Source organism: Streptomyces sp. (assembly GCF_036566765.1).
Classification (GTDB): Bacteria; Actinomycetota; Actinomycetes; order Streptomycetales; family Streptomycetaceae; genus Streptomyces.
Map to the genome: position 1 here is coordinate 1 of NZ_DATCVQ010000582.1, position 2718 is coordinate 2718.

The window sequence follows — 2718 nt, forward strand, 5'->3', positions numbered from 1 at the left end:
CCGGTTCGGTGGGGACCGACGGCGGTCAGCAGAACAACTGCGGTCTAGGAGAGGTCACTGTCAGCGGCGGGCAGGACCTGTTCGGCCCAGATGACCTTGCCTTCCGGTGTGTACCGGGTGCCCCAGTGCTCGCTGAGCTGGGCCACCAGGAACAGTCCGCGGCCTCCCTCGTCCGTGGTGGCGGCGTACCGCAGATGCGGGGCGGTGCTGCTCCCGTCCCACACCTCGCAGGTCAGAGTGCGATCGCGCAACAGACGAACGCGAACCGGCGCGGCGGCGTACCGGATGGCGTTGGTGATGAGCTCGCTGAGGATCAGTTCCGTGGTGAAGGCGAGTTCCTGCAGGCCCCACTCCTCGAGTTGCTCGGCCGCGAGGCCGCGCATGGCGCCGACCTCGCTCGGGTCGAACGGTACGTCCCACTCTGCGACCCGGCCGGGGCCCAGAGTCCGTGTCCGGGCGATGAGCAGCGCGATGTCGTCGGCCGGCCGGACGGGGAGCAGGGCGTCGAGTACGGCGCGGCGGCTGTCCTGCGGGTCTCGGTCGGGGTGGGTCAGCGCCGTGCGCAGCCGTTCCACGCCCTCTGAAATGTCCCGGCTCCGCTCCTCGACCAGCCCGTCGGTGTACAGGACGAGCTGGCTGCCTTCCGCCAGGTGCAGTTCCATGGTCTCGAACGGCATGCCTCCCAGCCCCAGCGGGGGGCCGGCCGGCAGTTCCGAGATCGTCGTCGTGCCGTCCGGGGCGACCACAAGCGGTGGCATGTGTCCTGCCCGCGCCATGGTGCAGTTCTGGGAGACCGGGTCGTAGACGGCGTACAGGCAGGTCGCGCCCAGGACACCGCCGTCCGAGGGCGTGCTGTCGCCTTCCTGGTCCATGCGCTGGACGAGGTTGTCGAGACGGGCGAGGAGTTCGTCGGGCGGCAGATCCAAGGAGGAGAAGTTGTGCACGGCCGTGCGCAGCCGCCCCATGGTGGCCGCGGCGTGCAGGCCGTGCCCGACGACGTCTCCGACGACGAGCCCGACGCGGCTGCCCGGCAGCGGGATCACGTCGAACCAGTCCCCGCCCACTCCGGACTGGGCGGGCTGGTAGAAGTGCGCGACGTCCACCGCGCTCTGCTCGGGCAGATCCTGCGGCAGCAGGCTGCGCTGGAGCGTCACGGCGAGATTGTGTTCGCGGGTGTAGCGGCGGGCGTTGTCCATGGTGACCGCGGCGCGGCCGACAAGCTCCTCGGCCAGGGACAGGTCGTCCTCGTCGAACGGTTCCGGCTTCTGCGACCGCCAGAAGTTGACCACCCCGAGCACGACGCCCCTGGCCTTCAGCGGAGCCGCGATGAGCGAGTGGATCCCGTAGTCGACGATCGCCGATGCCCGCGGCGCGTCCTGGGCGTGCCAGCCCGGCGCGTCGTGGAGATCGGGCACGAGTTCGGCTGTGCCCGTGCCGTATCCGCGGGCCTGCGGCGTGGATGGCAGAAATGCGATCAGGCTGCCGAACGGATACAGCGGGTGATCGGAGCGGATGCCGCTGACCGCCGTGCGCCGCATGTCGGCGCCCGGGCCGGGCTCGTCGCCCTTCAGTACCGGGTCGGCAAGGTCGACCGTGACGAAGTCCGCGAACTGGGGAACGGCGACGTCGGCCAGTTCCTTCGCGGTGCGGACCACGTCGAGGTCGGTGCCGATGTCACCCCCGGCGTCGTACAGCAGCTTGAGCCGCTTGCGGGCCGTCTCCGCCCGGCTGCTCAGGAGCTGCATCTCGGTGGAGTCGCGGATGGTGACCGCCGAGCCATGCGGGCGCGTGGGCCGCTGATTGACCACGAGCAGCCGGTCCCCGGCCTCCAGCACCTCGTCGGTGGCCACCCGGCCGGACAGCAGCAGTTCCGCCATTCCGCGATCCATGCCGACCTCGTCGACGGGGCGTCCTTCGGCGTCGTCCGGCAGGCCGAGCAGCCGTCCGGCCTCGTCGTTCGCCAGGAGTAGTCGTCCTTCACCGTCCGTGATCAGCACCCCTTCGCGGACGGAGTGGAGCACCGCGTCGTGGTGCTCGTACATACGGGTCATCTCCTGCGTGCCGAGCCCGTGGGTCTGGCGGCGCAGTCTTCGGCTGATCAGCGCCGTGCCGACGGTGGCCAGAGCCAGACCGATGGCGATGGCCAGGAGGATGACCGGAAGCTGACGGTCGGCGATGCCGGTCACGCTCTCCACCGTCAGACCTGCCGAGACCAGGGCGACGACCTCACCCTCGGGCGAGGTGACCGGGACGATCGCCTGGATCTCCTTACCGAGCGGCCCATCCACGCTCTCGGTGTGCACCTGGCCGGCGAGCGAGGGCTCGATCGTGCCGACGAACCGCTCGCCGATGCGGTCGGGCTGGGGGTGGCTGTAGCGGATGCCGTTCGTGTCCATCACCACGATGAAGTCCACGCCTGCGTCCTTGCGTGTCTCCTCGGCGAGGGGCTGCAGGATCGCGGACGGGTCCGGCGAATTCAGCGCTTCCTGCAGGCCCAGGGAGTTCGCGAAGGTCTGCGCCACGGCAACCGACCGGTTGCGCGCTTCACGGTCGATGTCGTGTCGCGACTGCAGCACCAGGGCCAGCAGAGCCCCGGCGGCGAGCAGCACCACGATCGCCACCTGAAGGACGAAGACCTGTCCGGCGACGCTTCCGAATCTTCTGCCTAGGTTCGATCGCACCGGTACGCCGGGCACGAGAGAGGAGACGGCATCACAA

The 2718-nt window shown here is 69.9% G+C and carries 1 protein-coding gene; it reads right to left on the reverse strand.

All coding sequences use genetic code 11. The features are described 5' to 3' along the window. Positions 1-44: 44 nt before the first annotated feature. Positions 45-2621 carry a SpoIIE family protein phosphatase gene (locus VIU94_RS33690; protein ID WP_414721054.1) on the reverse strand — a complete coding sequence of 859 codons (2577 nt, stop codon included), beginning with the start codon at positions 2619-2621 and terminating at the stop codon, positions 45-47. Positions 2622-2718: the final 97 nt, after the last annotated feature.